General features: G+C 70.4%; 18 protein-coding genes. 6 read left to right on the forward strand and 12 right to left on the reverse strand.

Annotated elements, in window-relative coordinates; genetic code table 11:
- The first annotated feature begins 61 nt into the window (after positions 1 to 61).
- Entirely contained in the window at positions 62 to 421 is a 360-nt protein-coding gene (locus tag VLK66_RS01235) for a co-chaperone GroES family protein (protein WP_325307203.1), read from the forward strand.
- A gap of 369 nt (positions 422 to 790) precedes the next feature.
- On the opposite strand, the gene VLK66_RS01240 is transcribed toward VLK66_RS01235, so the two are convergent.
- Together VLK66_RS01240 and VLK66_RS01245 are read right to left on the reverse strand one after the other, a co-directional pair.
- Entirely contained in the window at positions 791 to 1,012 is a 222-nt protein-coding gene (locus tag VLK66_RS01240) for a hypothetical protein (protein WP_325307205.1), read from the reverse strand.
- A gap of 497 nt (positions 1,013 to 1,509) precedes the next feature.
- On the reverse strand, positions 1,510 to 2,988 hold the full coding sequence (locus VLK66_RS01245; RefSeq protein ID WP_325307207.1) for an ABC1 kinase family protein: 1,479 nt from the start codon (positions 2,986 to 2,988) through the stop codon (positions 1,510 to 1,512).
- Positions 2,989 to 3,202: 214 nt separating this feature from the next.
- On the opposite strand from VLK66_RS01245, the gene VLK66_RS01250 reads away from it, so the two are divergent.
- Positions 3,203 to 3,430 (forward strand): DUF433 domain-containing protein, encoded by a 228-nt coding sequence (locus VLK66_RS01250; RefSeq protein ID WP_325307208.1) that lies wholly within the window; start codon positions 3,203 to 3,205, stop codon positions 3,428 to 3,430.
- Positions 3,427 to 3,759, forward strand: a complete 333-nt coding sequence (locus tag VLK66_RS01255) for a DUF5615 family PIN-like protein (RefSeq protein WP_325307209.1) — start codon at positions 3,427 to 3,429, stop codon at positions 3,757 to 3,759. The genes VLK66_RS01250 and VLK66_RS01255 overlap by 4 nt, the downstream gene beginning before the upstream one ends.
- 72 nt (positions 3,760 to 3,831) lie before the next feature.
- Here the strand turns inward: VLK66_RS01255 and VLK66_RS01260 are convergent, their stop codons facing one another.
- The 7 genes from VLK66_RS01260 to VLK66_RS01290 all read right to left on the reverse strand — a co-directional run bounded on the left by VLK66_RS01260 (position 3,832) and on the right by VLK66_RS01290 (position 9,497).
- The gene (locus VLK66_RS01260; RefSeq protein WP_325307210.1) at positions 3,832 to 4,143 is read right to left on the reverse strand and encodes an STAS-like domain-containing protein; all 312 of its coding nucleotides are present in this window, start codon (positions 4,141 to 4,143) and stop codon (positions 3,832 to 3,834) included.
- Between the two features lie 25 nt (positions 4,144 to 4,168).
- Positions 4,169 to 5,086 carry a zinc ribbon domain-containing protein gene (locus VLK66_RS01265; RefSeq protein WP_325307211.1) on the reverse strand — a complete coding sequence of 306 codons (918 nt, stop codon included), beginning with the start codon at positions 5,084 to 5,086 and terminating at the stop codon, positions 4,169 to 4,171.
- Between the two features lie 164 nt (positions 5,087 to 5,250).
- Positions 5,251 to 5,574: an STAS-like domain-containing protein gene (locus VLK66_RS01270; protein WP_325307213.1), complete on the reverse strand. Its 324-nt coding sequence runs from the start codon at positions 5,572 to 5,574 to the stop codon at positions 5,251 to 5,253.
- Between the two features lie 178 nt (positions 5,575 to 5,752).
- Complete coding sequence (locus VLK66_RS01275) at positions 5,753 to 6,184, reverse strand: hypothetical protein (RefSeq protein ID WP_325307215.1); 432 nt, start codon at positions 6,182 to 6,184, stop codon at positions 5,753 to 5,755.
- A 539-nt stretch (positions 6,185 to 6,723) separates the two neighbouring features.
- Positions 6,724 to 7,674: a cation diffusion facilitator family transporter gene (locus VLK66_RS01280; protein WP_325307217.1), complete on the reverse strand. Its 951-nt coding sequence runs from the start codon at positions 7,672 to 7,674 to the stop codon at positions 6,724 to 6,726.
- Positions 7,675 to 7,730: 56 nt separating this feature from the next.
- Positions 7,731 to 8,759, reverse strand: a complete 1,029-nt coding sequence (gene lgt / locus VLK66_RS01285; RefSeq protein WP_325307218.1) for a prolipoprotein diacylglyceryl transferase — start codon at positions 8,757 to 8,759, stop codon at positions 7,731 to 7,733.
- A 33-nt stretch (positions 8,760 to 8,792) separates the two neighbouring features.
- Positions 8,793 to 9,497 (reverse strand): tetratricopeptide repeat protein, encoded by a 705-nt coding sequence (locus VLK66_RS01290; protein WP_325307219.1) that lies wholly within the window; start codon positions 9,495 to 9,497, stop codon positions 8,793 to 8,795.
- A 241-nt stretch (positions 9,498 to 9,738) separates the two neighbouring features.
- Here VLK66_RS01290 and VLK66_RS01295 point away from each other — a divergent pair, with 241 nt between their 5' ends.
- Positions 9,739 to 11,079 (forward strand): MFS transporter, encoded by a 1,341-nt coding sequence (locus tag VLK66_RS01295; protein WP_325307220.1) that lies wholly within the window; start codon positions 9,739 to 9,741, stop codon positions 11,077 to 11,079.
- 140 nt (positions 11,080 to 11,219) lie between these two features.
- On the opposite strand, the gene VLK66_RS01300 is transcribed toward VLK66_RS01295, so the two are convergent.
- From VLK66_RS01300 to VLK66_RS01310, 3 genes are all read right to left on the reverse strand, one after another.
- Positions 11,220 to 11,432: a hypothetical protein gene (locus VLK66_RS01300; RefSeq protein ID WP_325307221.1), complete on the reverse strand. Its 213-nt coding sequence runs from the start codon at positions 11,430 to 11,432 to the stop codon at positions 11,220 to 11,222.
- 191 nt (positions 11,433 to 11,623) lie between these two features.
- Positions 11,624 to 12,991 (reverse strand): ectonucleotide pyrophosphatase/phosphodiesterase, encoded by a 1,368-nt coding sequence (locus tag VLK66_RS01305; protein ID WP_325307223.1) that lies wholly within the window; start codon positions 12,989 to 12,991, stop codon positions 11,624 to 11,626.
- Positions 12,992 to 13,031: 40 nt separating this feature from the next.
- A complete protein-coding gene (locus VLK66_RS01310; protein ID WP_325307225.1) occupies positions 13,032 to 13,985 on the reverse strand; it encodes a DUF1259 domain-containing protein in 954 nt (317 codons plus the stop codon).
- A 314-nt stretch (positions 13,986 to 14,299) separates the two neighbouring features.
- On the opposite strand from VLK66_RS01310, the gene VLK66_RS01315 reads away from it, so the two are divergent.
- Both VLK66_RS01315 and VLK66_RS01320 read left to right on the forward strand, forming a co-directional pair.
- The gene (locus tag VLK66_RS01315; RefSeq protein WP_325307227.1) at positions 14,300 to 15,721 is read left to right on the forward strand and encodes an NAD(P)/FAD-dependent oxidoreductase; all 1,422 of its coding nucleotides are present in this window, start codon (positions 14,300 to 14,302) and stop codon (positions 15,719 to 15,721) included.
- Between the two features lie 772 nt (positions 15,722 to 16,493).
- Positions 16,494 to 16,894 (forward strand): MFS transporter (locus VLK66_RS01320; RefSeq protein WP_325307228.1); only part of this gene is annotated, 401 nt, incomplete at its 3' end.

Below are 16,894 nucleotides of genomic sequence, written 5' to 3' on the forward strand. Positions count from 1 at the left end.
CGCCCTGCCCCGCGAGACGATGTTCCACCTGGAATCAGCCCTGAAGAAGACGGAAGGCCCGATGCGTGAAGTGCTGGTGGTGGGGGACAAGGTCCTCATCAAGCCCGAGGAAGACAGCAGCAAGACGCCGTCCGGCCTGTTCCTGCCGCCCGGCGTGCAGGAGAAGGAAGCCGCGATGAGCGGCCACGTGGTGAACGTGGGCCCCGGCTATCCCACCGTGGAGCCGCTGACCGACGGCGAGCCCTGGTCCGGCGGCACGCGCACCGGCATGCGCTACGTGCCGCTGCAGGCCGAGAAGGGCGATTTCGCCATCTTCCTGCGCAGCAACGCCGTGGAGGTGGAGATCGACGGCAGCAAGTACCTGATCGTCCCCCACGCCGCCATCCTCCTCCTGATCCGCGACAAGCTCCCGCTGCCGTAACGCCCCCCGGTGGCGAACACAGAACGGGCGCGGAGGCAACGGCCTCCGCGCCCGATTCTCGTTCTCGAACCATCTTGGTCGTCGAAACCGCACCCTTCCCAATGTGACGTCATCCTGAGGCCGGCCACGCCGTAACCTGCCCCCGCACAATCACATGCAGGCCGAAGGATCTATCGCCCGTCGCCGCACGTGAGACTCAGGCGTGCACGGTTGCTCTCTGCGGCCGGAGAGACGTTCGCGAGCCGGCATCCGCACCGGCGGCTGAAGCCGCAGCAACAGCTACGGGAAGCCTCGCAACTGCGCGAGGCTGGTCCGCTCGTCCCGCGGCACCGGCGCTCGCGACCGTCTCCTTTCTCGTGCGATCCCGGATCACGCGCAGTTGCAGGTGTCGAAGTTCGTGCAGTCGCGCGCGCAGGTTTCCCAGCAGGTCGGGAAGCAGCTCGCGGCGCAGCTGTCGTTGCAGGTTTCCCAGCAGGTGCACGCGCCCGTCACCGTCAGCTCGTGCGCCTGCACGGTGCCGCGGCGCGGCGTCGCCGGGCCGGCCTCGAACGAGTCCACGCGCAGCTGGTCGAGCGAGAGCTTCTTCTTCATGGCCGTGGCTCCGTTTCAGGGGATTGGGGATGGAGAGAGCCGGGCCGAGGAAGATGGCCGATGCGACCGCCCGGACGGATGCAGCATAGGCCGGGGGGATGCAGATGATGAGCGGCGTGGGATGGACGGCGCCACGGCACGACGAAGCGCGGGGATGGCGGGGTGAAGGGTTCACCCCGGATTCCGCTCAGCCGGGTACGGGCGCGGCCCGGTGATCGGCCGGCGTCTCCGCGGGCGAGGGGGACATCTCGTGTGGGCAATGGTGCGCGGACTTCGTCCGGCGGGCGCGGCCGAAGAGCGTGGCGGGGATGGCGGCCATGCCCGCCAGCAGCGCGAGAATCGCACAGCAGATCATCGGGCCTTCTCCGTCGATTGTGGTGGGGCCAGGCAGTTCGCGGAGAATTAGACGGACGGGAGAGGACGAGTTCGCACCCGAACGCGAACGGGCGCGGAGACGAATCGTCTCCGCGCCCGTTTTGATCATCCGTCCGTCGATCTCACTCGACCAGCGCCGGCTCCTCGCGCGCGGGGGCGGGCGGCAGGGCCACGGGACGGCTCCCGGCGGCCAGCAGCTCGGGGATGTGGCGCGCGAACACGCTCAGCAGCCCCCGCGACGCATCGGCGATCACGCGCGTGACGTCGCGGGCCAGCAGGCCCAGCCCGTAGGCCAGGTCGTACCCCTCGTCGTCTGCCGGCCCCAGCGCGCGGAGAACGGCGGCGCGGTGCTTCAGCAGCAGCGGGCGGACGTAGCGCACGGGGTTGAAGTCCGGCACGTGGCGCGCGCCCAGCCCTTCGATCAGCGCCACCGCGCGCCCGAAGTACGTCATCTCTCCCGTCAGCACCACGGGCCAGTCGTACAGCAGCCGCATCACCTCGTCGGCCAGCGCGCGTTGCATCTCGTCCAGCGCGGCGCCGCGCTCCGTCATCTGCAGCAGCAGCACCACCAGGCGGCGGATGGTCTCGCGGTCCGTCTCCGGCTCCACGATCCCCAGCTTGAAGAAGCCGTCCACCACGCGGTCGGCGTCGCCGCCCACGGCCGCGAGCGCGGTGTGGACGAGGTGGTGGCGCATGGCGGGATCGACCTCGATCACCATCCCGAAGTCCAGCAGCACCAGCGCGCCGTCGTCGCGCACCAGCAGGTTGCCGGGGTGCGGGTCCGCGTGGAAGATGCCGTCCACCAGCATCATCTGGATGTACGCCTCGACCACGGCGTCCATCACGCGGCCCGGATCCACGCGGCCGGCGCGCACCAGCGGCTCGATCTGGTCCACGCGCGTGCCCTCCACGAACTCCAGCACCAGCGCGCGCGGGCGCACCATCCCCTCGATGACTTCGGGGACGACCACGCGCGGGTTGCGGGCGAAGCGCTGGCCGATGGCGCGGGCGTACCCGGCTTCCTTGCAGAAGTCCATCTCGTCGCCGATGCGGCGCTCGAACTCGTCGATCACCACGTGCAGGCCGCGCAGCTGCGGATGCTTCCACCGCCGCTGCACGAACGCCAGCACGCGGCGGACGAAGCGCACGTCGTGGGCGACGATCCGCTCCACGCCGGGGCGCAGCACCTTCACCACCACGTCGCGGCCGGCGTGGCGGGCGCGGTAGACCTGGCCCAGCGACCCGGCCGCCAGCGGCTCGCGGTCGAACGCCTCGAACACCTCGTCCACCGGGGCGCCGTACGCCGCCGCCAGCTCCGCCTCGATCCGGGGGAACGGGACGCAGGGGACGCGGTCGGTGAGCACGCTCAGCGCGGTGAGATACGGCTCCGGCACCACGTCGGGGCGCGACGACATTACCTGCCCGATCTTCACGAAGGTCGGTCCGAGCGTGGGGATGACGGTGGCCAGCCGCTCCGCGCGCCGCGCGTGAAAGCCGGGCGCGCGCCGCGCGGGCGCGCCCCAGACGATGAAGCGGCGCCGGTCGCGCGCGAACGACAGTGCGAGCGGAAGCAGGCGGAACAGCAGGAACAGCGTGCGCATCTGTGACCGGAGCGTGAAACGAGAGCGCACCGCGGCATCGGCGCGCGGTGCGTGTCCCTGTACCCGCGCCGCGAGCGGGGGTTCGCGGCGCCTGACTCATGTTCCGGCCAACCCGAACAACTCCACGCATTTCAAGGCATACCGATTCCTCCACACTTGCCAATTTTCGATCTGCCCGCAGTATTTCACATGAACACCCAAACCCGTGGACAAAATGGACCTGCGCGACCGAATCACGATCGAGCCTGGGAAGCGGAGCGGGAAACCGTGCATTCGCGGTCTCAGGATCACTGTGCAGGACGTCCTGGAATACCTCGCTTCGGGTATGACGGAACACGAGATCCTGGAGGACTTCCCGTATCTGGAGCATGACGACATTCGCGCCTGCCTCGCATTCGCCGCGGACCGTGAACGGCGGCTGATGGCCGGTCCTGGTCTGTGAAGCTCCTGTTCGACGAGAATCTTTCGCCTCGCCTCGTTTCACTCCTGGCGGACATCTATCCCGGGGCCGCCCACATCCACGACCTGGGAATGGGCCAGGCTCAGGATGTCGATATCTGGAGTTTTGCCGGGGCGGAGGGGTACACGATCGTCTCGAAGGATTGGGATTACCAGCAGCTCAGCTTCAGATTCGGGCAACCTCCCAAGGTGATCCTGCTCCGGATCGGGAACTGCTCCGTTCGCGATTCCGCGAGACTCCTCCGCGAGCGCTACATTCTCGTCCGTCACTTCCATGAAGACGATACCGCCGCGCTGCTGACGCTGGGCTGAGGGTGCATTGGAGCAAGCAAATCGGGCGCGGAGGCGATGGCCCCCGCGCCCGATCTTCTTCACCCGAACCGTCTACCTGTGTTGCGGCTCAGCGAAGCCGGAGAGCGAGTAGTCGACCACGAATTCCACCACGCTCCGCAGCTGGGGAGAGCAGTTCTTGAACTCCAGCAGTTCCAGCACTCGCTCACCGTGCTTTTTCAGCGCCTCGCCGATCAGGACGTGCACGAACGACTGCGTGGCGTAAGCAACGGCGCCGAAATCGAGCGTCACCTCCTCGCCGTGGTCCAGCGCGGGAAGGATCACGTCGGCGCGCAGCATCCGGGCGTAATCCTTGTCCTCCGCGAACCCGGCGGCGCCGGCGGCGATGGAGATCATGGTGCTCATGTGAACCGGAGCTCCTCTCCAGCCTTCAGTTCTGGATCGCGGTGACGGCGCCGTCCTCAAAGTAAACATAGCCGCTGCCATACTCGCCGTACACCCACTGCTCGTGCACGCCGAAGCTGTAGGTGGTCCGGTTCACGTGGTTGGGGCGGCCCCATGCGGCGATCACCCGGTCGTGGTCGAAGCCGATGCGGACCTGCCGGCACGCGATGGTCGCGAGATCGCTCGTCCCCCACGCGGAGTGCTGGTCCAGCAGGCGCCGCACCTTCGATCGCGAGGGCGAACACGACGCCTGCGCGATGACCTCGTCCTCCTGCGAGCGGCGGCTCTGCGCCTGCAACTCGCGGTCGGAGGCCACCTGCGCCGCGTCCGCCCGGCGGTGGAGCGTGGTGGCGCGGCGCGACTGCGCGGGCGTGAGCGGATCGTGAAGGATGAGCATCGCGCTGGCGGCAACCGGGAACCCGTGCGGAAGATACGACTGCGGTCTGAGCAGCGCCTCGGCCGAGTCGAGGCGCGTCTCCACGACGGCCGCATGCAGCATAGAATCGTGCGCGAACGTGAACTCGCGCGCATGCACAAGGTCATCCAGGCGCAGCCGCTCCTCGGGCGTCAGCGAGCCTTTCCGGGCCCAGAGCGCCACGGCGGTAACGCTGTCGCTCTGGCGCGCCGCATCTTGCCCCACGAACGCCGAAGCCGTCGACGAGGGCAGCGAGGCTCCGCCGCTTCCGTCCTTCGCCACCGATGCGATCACCATCAACAGAAACAGAAGGACGCAGAACCCGCCGAGCCACAATCCGTACGGCGGCTCGCTCTCCGCCTGTTGCGACACCGCGGCCGGAGTGGGATCGGTTACGGGCTGCGGCTCGTCGCGCGGAGCTCGCGCGCCGCAGTGCGCGCAGAAGTTATCCATGACATCGGTGCCGCATTGCGTACAGATTTTCGCCATGTTCCGGGAAGGATCAATCGAGGGGAGGGAAAATCGCGGGAGAGAAACATCAATTTATCGCGATCTTCGCTTTCGCTCCAGTCGCGCGTGTCGGGACGCCGCATCTGTCGGGCGCGGAGGCAACAGCCCCTGCGCCCGATGCCGTTGCTGCGAACCGGCTCCAGCTACTCGAGATCAGGCGGCATGGGCGGGTCCGGCGGCTCCGCCAGGGCGTTGTTCACCACGAGCTCCACCAGGCCGCGCAGCTGGGGCGAGCAGTTCCGGAACTCCAGCCGCTCCAGCAGCGTCTCGCCGTGCTCCTTCAGCGCCTGGCCGATGAGGATGTCCACGAACGGCTGCGTGGATTCGCGGGCGTGCCCGAACTCCAGCGTCACGTGCTCGCCGCGGTCCAGAGCGGGGGTGATCAGCGTGGCGCGGAGGTCGCGCGCGTGAGCGACGTCCTTGGCCACCCCGTCCGGACCGGGCTGGATGACGACGGTGATGCTCATGGAAACCGGCCTGGTTCGGGGGAGCGGCGCTGGGATCTGCCTCGTTGCCGATGAGGAAGCAAATACGCCGGGCGCCGCATCGCAATGATCCGGGGGATGACGAGACGCGGATCGGGCGCGGAGGCGATTGCCTCCGCGCCCGATTCCATGCTGCGCGCCACCGGTCCGTCGCCCGCGCTCAGTCGGCCAGGCCCAGGAACTCGCGCACGCGGTCGGCGATGCTGGCCTGCTGCTCTTCGGTGCAGCGGAAGGCCAGGAGCTGGCCCTTGCGGTTGGCGCTGGTGCCGAAGACCACCGAGGCGATGCGCGTGCCGGTGCTGGGGTCGCGCGTGGCCAGCAGCTGGATGGCGTTCGCGCCGATCTTGCCCGCGCGGCGCTTGGCGGCGTTGATCATCTGCGACTCGCTGGTCATGTCCGCGTCGCCCTCGGTGCTGATCAGGGCGTAGCGCTGGCACGACGCGGGAACGGTGTCGTTCGCCAGGTACACGTGCACCTGCTCCTCGGGCACGGGGGCCAGGTTCTGGCGCGGGGCGATGTAGGTGGCGGTGGCCTGCACGCAGGCGCCGGCGGCGAGCGGCATCAGGAGCGCCGCGAAGGCATGGAACCGCATTTTGGCACTTCCTCCGGGTGTTGAGATGAGGCAGGTGGGAATCTCACCGGGGCCGAGGGGCCGGCCCGCCGCAATATGGAAGGCAACAGACGTTCCCCGCGACCGGCAGATGCCGCGCGCGGGCAAGTGACTGGGGCGCAATTCGTTGGGTGTTTTGCCGGCAGGAGGTGCGACGAAGACGCGTCCACGGCGAGGGAAAAGCGGTGTCCTTTTCCGCAGACACACGCGGATTCCGTAGACGGCAATCGGGGCTCGAATCTCCGCGGACAGGCGGGTCCGGCCGGCCGCCCGAGCGGGTGTGACGAAAGGAACGGGCGGCGTGGCGAGTGGCGGAGACGGGGGATGAATCGTCGCCTGCGTCAGCGCGAACGACGGCGGAGCGCCAGGATGGCGAGCAGCGCGCCCGTTCCCTCCACCGCGCCGAAGAGGAGGATGAGCGGCTCGGCGCTCCCTCACCGGCGACTGAAGTCGCAGCAACAACTACGGAAAGCCTCGCAAACTGCGCGAGGCTGTTCGGCTCACGACCCCGCTACCGAACTTCAACAGCCTTGAGCGAGGCAGTCGGGCTCCTGGAAGCCGCGCGGCTCGATCTGCACGGTCAGGTGGTGGAGGCCGAATCGCTGCTGCAGGACCTGGTGCACGTCGGCCAGGATCTCGCCGGAAAAGCGGCGCTCGTCGCGGCCGCCGACCACCACGTGGCAGGAGAGCGCCTCGAGGCCGCTGGTGATGGTCCACACGTGCAGGTCGTGCACCTCCTCCACGTCCGGCACCTCCATCAGCGCGCCGCGGACGGCGTCCACGTCGATGTGCGCGGGCGTTCCCTCCAGCAGCACGCCCACGCTGTCGCGCAGCAGTCCCCAGCTGCTCCAGATCACCAGCACGCCGATCAGGATGGAGACGGCCGGGTCGGCCCAGAGCCAGCCGAACGCCCAGACCAGGATCCCCCCCGCGATCACGCCCACGTTGCCGAACGCGTCGGTCAGCAGGTGCAGCCAGGCGCCGCGGATGTTCAGCGAGTGCTCGCGCCCGGAGTGCAGCGCCGCCGCGCCGATCCCGTTCACCAGCAGCCCGCCGATGGCGATCCACATCACCAGCATGCCCTCCACGGGCTGCGGCGCGCGGAGCCGCACCCAGGCCTCGTAGAAGATGTAGACGGAGATGGAGATGAGGGTGGCCGCGTTGGCCAGCGCCGCCAGGATCTCGGTGCGGTACCAGCCGTAGGTGCGGCGGTCGGTGGCCGGGCGCCGGGCGATCCAGATGGCGAAGAGCGAGAGCGCCAGCGCGCCCACGTCCGACAGCATGTGCCCCGCGTCGGCCAGCAGGGCCAGCGAGTTGGCGAGGTATCCCCCCACCACCTCGGCCACCAGATACGCCACCTGCAGCACCAGCGTGAACGCCAGCCGCCGCGAGTTCTCGCGCCCGATCTCGGCGTGCGAGTGCCCGTGGTGGTGATGGTGGTGCCCGTGGCCGTGGTGGTGCCCTGCGCCCATCGATTCTATCGGGTATGCCGTCGGATTCGTGACCGGGAGTGCCTGGTGCCAAGTGCCTAGTGCCTGGTGCCACCGTTGCTTTTACTTGGCACTGGGGACTTGGCACTAGGCACTTCTTCCGGTGGCGTGCGGATGCCACGAATCAGGAAGAAGAGGCCGACCAGCGCGGTCAGCAGGCTCAGCACCTGGCCCATCGTCAGCGGGCCCAGGACGGTGCCCAGCGTGTCGCCGTTCCCCGTGAACTGCGCGTCCGGCTGGCGGAAGAGCTCCAGGAAGGTGCGGACCAGGCCGTAGCAGACCAGGAAGAGCCCGCCGTACGCGCCGTCGCCCCAGCGCACGCCGCGCCGGCGGTTCCAGAGGAAGACGCCCCAGACGACCATGCCGGTGAACGCGCCCTCGCCCAGCGCCTCGTACAGCTGCGACGGGTGGCGGAGCGGTACCTGGCTCTTCACCCGGTCCCACATCCCCGAGTCGTACGCGCGGTCGATGGCGATCTCCCGCTCGCGCAGCCCGCCGCCCGCGCCGAGCAGCTCCGCCGCCTTCGGATCGGTGGGAAAGCGCATCGCCCATGGCACCGACGCATCGGCGATCCGGCCGTACAGCTCGCCGTTGATGAAGTTGGCGATGCGTACGGCGAAGATGCCGGGCGTGACGGCCAGTGCCAGCCCGTCGCCCACGTTCTTCCAGGGAACGCGCTGCTTCCGCGCGAACCAGGCGCCGGCCAGGATGGCGCCCACCATCCCCCCGTGAAAGGCCAGCCCGCCCGTCCAGATCTTGAAGATGTCGAGCGGGTGCGCGGCGAAGCGGGGAAAGTCGTAGAACAGGATGTAGCCGATGCGCCCGCCCAGGATCACCCCCAGCACGAGCGCGAAGATCAGGTCGCCGATGGCGTCGGGCTCGAGCCGCAGGAACCCGCTCCGCGCCAGGCGGCGCAGGAGAAGGTAGGCCGCGCCGAAGCCCACCATGTAGCCCAGCCCGTACCACCGCACGTCCAGCGGTCCGGGAAGGTCGATGGCGACCGGGTCGATGTGGGGATAGGGAATTTCGAGCAGGGCCAGGGAGGCCGCGGCGGCAATGCCGGTCAACGCGCGCTCTCCCCGGCCGTCGGTGCGGCGGGCTTACTTCGCGGCCGCCGGAGCGGCGCCTGCGTGCGCCTCGGCCTCGGCCTGGTGCATCTCCACCAGCGCGCGGTCGGGCGAGCCCTTGGTCATGTTCTCGGCCACGCGGCGGTACAGCTCGGCCGCGCCGCGCCAGTCGCTGGCCTGCTCGCGCAGGATGGCGGCCTGCGTCAGCGCGTCCTCCTTCACGTACGACAGCCTGGTGCGGTCGGCCAGCTTCAGGTAGGTGTCGATGGCCTCCTGGCGCTTGCCGGCCTGCGTGAGCGCGGCGCCCAGCAGCGACATGGCCTGCTCGGCCACCGGGGTGCCGCCCTCGGCCACCGGGCGGATGTCGTCGACGGCCCTGGCCGGCTGCCCCTTGCCCAGCCAGAGCTGGCCGGCGGAGAGGCGGGCCTCGGCGGCCTCGGTGGTGCCGTCCAGCCGGCTGGCGAAGCTCTCCAGCTGGCGGATGGCCTGCACGGTGTCGTTCGGCAGCGTGGCCTGCACCTGCAGGTACTGCATGGCCGCGCGCTCGGCGCGCTGCGACTTGTAGATGCGGTAGTACAGGAAGCTGCACGCCAGCACCACCGCCACCGCCGCCGTGGTCAGCACCACCCGCGCGTTGCTGCGCGCCCACGCCGCCATCTCGGCGGCGCGCATCATCACGGCGTCGTCGGGATCGACGGCCTTGCGGATTTCCCGGCGGGCGACGGAAGGCGATGCCATGCAGTCCTCGGAACAGGTTGCGGCACGCGGCGCGCTGGGGCGCCGCGGATGCGCTCGGTTTACGGGATAAAGAGAGAGTGTGCGCCCTCACGTCCGTGTGGGCGCACAAGCGGGTAAAACTATCGCCAGACTTGGAGTTGTGTCAACCGGCCGCGCCCTTTTCCCAGTCCCGCGGCAAGGCTCCGGAGCCGCGGCGGGAAGAGAAACGCGGCGCGCACGGGAATTGAACGGCGCGGGGGCCATGGCTATCCCTCCGCTTTCCGCGCCCGACAACGAGAACCCCACCCTCTCCGCCGCGCCCGAGCCCGAGCCCGCCGGGCCCCGGATGCTGCGCGCGCTGAAATCGCGCAACTACCGGCTGTACTTCGGCGGGCAGGGCGTGTCGCTGGTCGGCACCTGGATGACGCGCATCGCCACCAGCTGGCTGGTGTACCGCCTCACCGGCTCGGCGCTGCTGCTGGGCGTGGTGAGCTTCGCGGGGCAGATCCCCACCTTCGTCCTGGCCCCCTTCGCCGGGGTGCTGGTGGACCGCGTGGACAAGCACCGGATGCTGGTGTGGACGCAGGTGCTGGCCATGCTGCAGTCGTTCGCGATGGCCATCCTGGCGCTGCTGCACGTCATCACCGTTCCCGAGGTGATCGGGCTGTCGCTCTTCCAGGGGTTCATCAACGCCTTCGACATGCCCAGCCGGCAGGCGTTCCTGGTGGAGATGGTGGACCGGCGCGAGGACCTGGGCAACGCCATCGCCCTCAACTCGTCGCTGGTGAACGGGGCGCGGCTGCTGGGGCCGTCCATCGGCGGCATCCTGATCGCCGCGGTGGGCGAGGGATGGTGCTTCTTCATCGACGGGGCCAGCTACCTGGCGGTGATCGCCTCGCTGCTGATGATGCGCGTCGTGCGGAAGGCCCGCCCCGCCGGCGAGCCGAAGCGCGGGCTGCACCAGCTGAAGGAGGGGTGGCGCTACGTGTCCCGCTTCGCGCCGATCCGCACCATCCTCCTCCTGCTGGCGCTGGTCAGCCTGATGGGGATGCCGTACACGGTGCTGATGCCCGTCATCGCGTCGAAGACCCTGCACGGCGGGCCGGCGCTGCTGGGCGCGCTGATGGCCGCGACGGGGATCGGGGCCCTCTGCGGCGCGCTGTACCTGGCGCAGCGGACCACGGTGCTGGGGCTGGGAAGGGTGATTCCGGCCAGCGCCGGCATCTTCGGCGCGGGGCTGGCGGCGTTCTCGTTCACCCGCGTGCCGTGGATCGCCGTCGTGTGCCTGGTGGTGGTCGGGTTCGGGATGATGGTGCAGATGGCCGCCAGCAACACCATCCTCCAGACCATCGTGGACGACGACAAGCGGGGGCGGGTGATGAGCTTCTACAGCATGGCGTTCATGGGGATGGCGCCCTTCGGCGGGCTGCTGGCCGGCGCGCTGGCGCACCGCATCGGCGCGGAGCACACCGTGCTGGTGAGCGGCACCTGCTGCATGCTGGCCGCCGCGTGGTTCGCCACGCGCCTGCCCATGCTGCGCCACGAGATCCGCCCGATCTACCGCGAGATCGGCGTGCTGCCGCCGGTGGAGGAGGATGCGTAGAGGGGACAGGTTACAGGGACAGGGGACAGGGACGGCAAAGGACAACGGGGATGCGGGCAATCGCTCGCATCCCTCGCCGTTGGCGGGAGGACGCGCAGCCGGCGACCCTCCCGCCCTGTCCCCCTGTCCCCTGATCTCCCTCAGCCGTTCTCGCCGGGCTCGTCGCCCTCGAAGCAGGTCCGGCAGGTGCGGCAGAGCTGCACGGGATAGGTGCAGCTGCCGCCGGTGCACGGGTTGGGCACCGAGGCCGGCTCGGTCTGGTTGGCCAGGATGGTCCCCTGGGCGAACGCGGCGGCGTCGGTCGGGAACGAGGCCACCTGGATCTCGTCCAGCCTCAGCTTCAGCTTGCGCATGACGCACCTCCGGGTTGGGTGACGGGGCGCCGCCCCGGTGCCGGACGGCATTCGGGATGGCCCGCTCGCCCGGGCCGGTGGGTGCCAGGTGAAGGGAACGCGGATGACCGCGGCGCCCCGCTGATCTCGCCGCATACCCCGTTCCCGCCGCGATTGTCGTGGAGATCAACGCCGCGCGGGCCTGGATCCGCCTACTCCGGGCCGTCGCTCAGGAGGCCGGGGAAGACGATGCCGTCGGGCGCGCGGAAGGGGATGCCGAGAAGCGCGGCGACGGTCGGGGCGACGCACTCGATGGGGAGGAGCGGGGCGGCCGCGCCGGGGCGGAAGCCCGCGCCGGCGCCCACGAAGCCGGTGAGCATTTCCGGAAGATCGGGGAGGTAGCCATGCGTGGCGCCGTGGACGGGCCGCACGTCCGGCGGCGTGGGAAGATCCGAGAACTCGACTCCCGGCATGGCCGCCAGCGCGAACGCCGCCTCCGGATCGGCGCCGAGCGCGTCCAGCTCCGCCCGCTCGACGATGCGGAAGAGGCTGCGGATTCCGTGCGGCTGCGCGTCGATCACGCCGCGCGCGGCGGAGACGGCATCTCCATCCCCCGCGTCGCGGAGGCGCAGGAAGGCGGAGCCGCCGTCGGCGTGGAAGGCGGCGCGCCAGTCGCCCCGCTCCTCGCCGTCCTCCATCATCCCCGCCGCTACCAGCCAGACGTTGGGCCGCAGCTGCGTGTGGCGGTTGATGGAGCCGTGGTCGCCGACGATGACGAAGGCGACGCGGTCCCGCATCTCCAGCCGCTCCACCGTCTCCACCACCTGGCCGATGGCGCGGTCCGCGGCGCCGACCGCGCGGCGCGTCATGGGGTTGTTGCGGCCGCGCTCGTGCTGCATGTGGTCGGTGCCGATCAGGTGCATCAGCAGCAGCGTGGGCCGGTGGCGCTCGAACAGGTACGCGGCGATGCTCCCCACGCGGTCCTCGCGGGCGAGCCAGCCCAGCCCGAAGTTCTCACCCCGCAGCCGCCCGGTGGCCTCGCGCTCCAGCTCCTCGAACAATCCCGGCGGCGTGGTGGCCGCGCGCACCGGGGCGATGAAATCGGCCTGCACGTAGTGCTCGGGCCACACGTCGGGCACGTTCCAGTCGATGTCCGCGCCCACCGTCACCGGCCAGCCGACCGACGCCGTGGTCCCGCCCGCCGCGCGCACCGCGTCCCACAGCGCGGGCACGCGGATGTGCGACGATTCCCAGATCCACGCTTCCGTCCGCCGGTCGGCCAGGAAGGGGCGGTTGGCGACCACGCCGTGCCGCGCGGGAAGCGCGCCGGTGACGAGCGTGGTGTGCGCGGGATAGGTGAGCGCGGGAAAGACGCTGCGCACGCCGTCCGCGCGCACGCCCTCGAAGGAAAGCTGCTGCAGCGTGGGCGCGGGCCAGCTTTCGTCGCAGTAGAACTCCGGCCGCAGCGCATCGATCGAGGCCACGATGACATGGTCGGCGCGCCGCCGCGGCGCCCGCATCCTCATCGCGCGCTCGATCTCGTCCGCCTCGATGCGGTGTCCATCTTCCCCTCCCGCCATCCCCGTCTCCCGATGAAGGAAAAGTCCTAAGTCCTAAGTCCTAAGTCCCAAGTCCCAAGTCCCAAGTCCTGAGTCGCAGTTCACTTGGCACTTGGGACTTAGCACTCAGGACTTCTTTTTCTACCTTCATCCCCGCCAGCGCCGCATTCAGCCCCCGCGCGATCTTCACCGCATCGTCGTTCACCCAGAAGTGCGCGAAATACAGGCGCGGCTCCTCGCCGGTCATGTGCGAGTGCAGCGCGGTGACCTCGATGCCGTTGTCGCGCAGCGCGCGGAGCACGCCCGCGACCTCGCCGGCGGTCATCACGAAGTCGCCCGTGGCGGCCGCGCGCCCGCCGCCGGTAGGCTGGAAGTTGATCGCCGTGGCCACACCCATCGCGGGCGGGACGGTGTCGCCGTGCATCACGACCGCCTCCGCGCGCGGGACGCTCACCTGCAGCACGCCGCCGTTCACGCGCCCCGAACGCCCCAGCGCGCGGGCGACGGCAGCGGTGTCGAGCGCAATGGCGGGGGATGCGGATGCGGCGGGCGGCGCGGCCATCGGCGTGCGCGTCAGTGCCAGCGCGGCGTGCACCGTCTGCGCGATGCGGACGGGATCGCCGTGCGCCTCCAGGTGCACGTACATCACCCGCGGCTGCTCGCGCAGCAGGTGGTTGTGCACCGCGCTCGCATCCACCCCGCCCTGCTGCAGCCGGGAGATGACGGGCGCGACCTCGTTCTCCGCCAGCACCAGGTCCCCCATCGCCATCGCCCCGCCCGATGCGCGGCGGAACGCGACCCACGAGCCCAGCGCCAGCGCGGGGCGGACCGCCACGCCGTCGAGGGTGACGCGCAGGTCGGAGCGCGGGAAGGAGAAGCGCATCACGCCGCCCGGCTGCTCGGTGCCGGGGCGGCCCATCGCCGCCGACACGCCGCTCCAGTCGCCCTGCGCGGCCGCGGCGCACGACCAGAGCGCGGCGCACACCATCGCCAGGCGCGCAATTCTCGCGGACATCGGCATCTCCAGCTGAGAAGTTGATCGTCGCAACAGCGATCCCATCGACCCGCACGAACCCGGCCGCGAATCTCCACGATATCGGAGACGATCGAGCCCGTGTCCCCATCGCCCCGCGGCGAAGCCCGGGATCGCAGGATCTCACGCGGAGACGCGGAGGCGCGGAGGTGCAAGGCGGGCAACTCCGCGTCTCCGCGTCTCCGCGGCTCCGCGTGAGATCCAGCCATCTCCGTCGCCACGCGCTGGCCCCGCCCGTGCACCGGCCACGGCGCGGCGTCTGGAGATGAAGAAAACGGCTCGGGGGGATGACGGGGATGGCGCGCTACGACGTGGTGGTGGTGGGATCGGGGCCGAACGGGCTGGCCGCGGCGGTGGAAATGGCGCGCGCGGGGCGATCCGTCCTCGTGCTGGAAGCGGAGGAGACGATCGGCGGCGCCTGCCGCTCGATGGAGCTGACGCTCCCCGGCTTCGTGAACGACGCGTTCTCGTCCGTCTATCCGCTGGGCATCGGCTCGCCCTTCTTCCGCTCGCTTCCGCTGGCCGAGCACGGGCTCAAGTGGGTGCACCCCGAGGCGCCGCTCGCGCACCCGTTCGAGGACGGCACCGCGGCCGTGCTGGAGCGCTCGTTCGGGCCGATGGCGGAGACGCTGGGCGCCGGGGACGCCCGCGCCTGGCGCGAGCTGATGTGGCCGCTGGTGAAACACTGGCACGCGCTGGTGCCCGACATGCTGTCGCCGTTCGGCATCCCCCGGCACCCGTTCCGGATGGCCGCGTTCGGGATGGAGGGGCTGCGCTCGCTGAAGGGACTGGCCGAGGCGCGCTTCCGCGGCGACCGCGCCCGCGCGCTGCTGGGCGCGTGCTCCGGCCACGTCGGGCTCCCGCTGGACTACGCGGCGACGGCGTCGTACGGGATGGTGCTGGTGGCCGCCGGACACGCGGTGGGGTGGCCGCTGGTGCTGGGCGGCGCGGGCTCGCTGACGGCCGCGCTCGCCTCGTACCTGCGCTCGCTGGGCGGCGAGATCCGCACCGGCGTCCGCGTCCGCTCGCTGGGCGAGGTGCCGCCCGCGCGCGCCGTGCTGCTGGACGTGACCGCGCGCCAGTTCCTGGCCATCGCCGGCGACCGCGTGCACGGGCGCTACCGCCGCCAGCTGGAGCGCTTCCGGCTGGGCGTGGGCGTGTTCAAGGTCGACTGGGCGCTGGACGGCCCCGTGCCGTGGAAGTCGCCCGCGGTGGCCCGCGCGGGAACGGTGCACCTGGTCGGCTCGCCCGCGGAGTTGTACGCGTCGGAAGAGGCGCCGTGGCACGGCTGGCACACCGAGCGCCCGCTCGTCCTCTTCGCGCAGCCCAGCGCGCTGGACCCCACCCGCGCGCCGCCGGGAAAGCACGTGGCCTGGGGATACTGCCACGTGCCCAACGGCAGCGATGTGGACATGACGGAGCGGATCGAGGCGCAGGTGGAGCGGTTCGCGCCCGGCTTCCGCGATCTCGTCCTCGCGCGCTCGTCCGCCGGCCCGGCCACGCTGCAGAGCCGCGACGCCAACCTGGTCGGCGGCGACATCAACGGCGGCGCGGGAACGCTGTCGCAGCTCTTCTTCCGCCCCGCGTTCCGGCTGCACCCGTACCGCACGCCCATCCCCGGCGTGTACCTCTGCTCCGCCTCCACCCCGCCCGGCGGCGGCGTCCACGGGATGTGCGGCTACCACGCCGCCCGCGCCGCGCTGGGGGATGGGTACTGATCAGGCGTTGGAATCTCTCTGGAAAGACCGTCGCGCGGCCAAGCTCCGCAACGGCGGCTGAAGCCGCAGCAACAACCACGGGAAGCCTCGCAAACTGCGCGAGGCTGTTCGGCTCGGCGGGAGGCTCCGGCTCGCGAGGGTTGGCTCCTATCTATTCAGCGCGAGGCCAGGACGTGGAGTGCGGCACGAGATCGCCAACTGCGTCATCAGAGGGTCGTCGTCACGGACGGCCGCTGGTGCTTGCCCGCTGAAATCCTTCCGCACGGCAGATGGTGATGGCTCGCTATTGATCCGGCCGGATATGTCGGAAATTTCCGACATATCGATCCTGCCCCGGTGCCGCGTGCTCCACGTCTGCCGGTGGCGATTTCCGGCATGCCGGCGGCCGATCGAGCGCATCTTTTCGTCTCCTCTCTTTCTCCCGTCGTTGAGGCAACGCGCGGGCGCCCGGGACGCACCGACACCCCCTGATGACGCAGTTGAGAGCGTTGGGGGATGCACCGCAGACGCGGCGAGGCGGACGAGCGGGTCCACCACCCTCTCTGCCCTTCCCCGAATGAATTCGGGGGCAACACCCGCACAAAGTCCCTGCGGGACTGCTTTCCGGCATCATCGCCAACCGCCACACCGGTCGCTCCTCAGGCAGGCTGCCCTCGGGGTTCCTGGAGCCTGGACGATCGGCCGGACACGATCGGCTGCTCGCCCGGTTGCCGCGGCGAGGGCGTGGCGCTACCATCCGCGCCCGATCTCCCCCGGACACCAGAGCGAGTGAATGGCCGAGCAGCACGACGCGTACGTATCCCTGCGCAACCCCGCCTTCCGCTGGTTCGTGGCCAGCCTGGTGGTGATGACGCTGGCCACGATGATCCAGGCGACGGTGGTGTCGTGGCAGGTGTACGCGATCACGAAGGACCCGTTGGCGCTGGGGCTCGTGGGGCTGGCGGAGGCGATCCCGTTCATCGGCGCGGCGCTGTACGCGGGGCACGTGGCGGACCGCTACGACCGCAAGAGACTGGCGCTCGCCGCGATGGTGGTGCAGACGCTCTGCGGCGCGATGCTGCTGGCGTTCGCGGTGAAGCCGGAGCTCCTGGCCGGCGGCAGGGTGTGGCCGATCTACGCGGTGGCGTTCACCAGCGGGCTGGCGCGCAGCTTCCTGCAGCCGGCGCGCACGGC

The organism is Longimicrobium sp., from assembly GCF_035474595.1.
Lineage (GTDB): Bacteria > Gemmatimonadota > Gemmatimonadetes > Longimicrobiales > Longimicrobiaceae > Longimicrobium.